At 42.4% G+C, this 370-nt stretch carries 1 protein-coding gene; it reads left to right on the forward strand.

The window, feature by feature from the left end; translation table 11 throughout:
* A partial coding sequence (locus HC175_RS20650) for a class I tRNA ligase family protein (protein ID WP_168139888.1) occupies nt 1–370 on the forward strand: 370 nt, incomplete at both ends.

Here is a 370-nt window from a genome sequence, read left to right on the forward strand (position 1 = left end):
GTGGCATTATCCTTTCGAAAATGCCGAAAAAGTAGAGCAAACCTGGCGAAAAGCCGATTTCATAGCCGAGGGCGTTGATCAAACGAGAGGATGGTTCTATACGCTTCACGCTATCGCTACCATGACTTTTGATGATGTAGCATATAAAAATGTTGTTTCTAACGGACTCGTACTTGACAAGAACGGGCAAAAAATGTCGAAGCGTCTTGGAAATGCCGTAGATCCTTTTGAAACTCTTGCTGCTTTTGGACCCGATGCCACCCGCTGGTATATGATTTCTAATGCCAACCCCTGGGATAATTTAAAATTTGATATTGAAGGAATTTCTGAAGTGCGCCGTAAATTCTTCGGAACACTTTACAACACCTAT

This window comes from Salinimicrobium oceani (assembly GCF_012037645.1).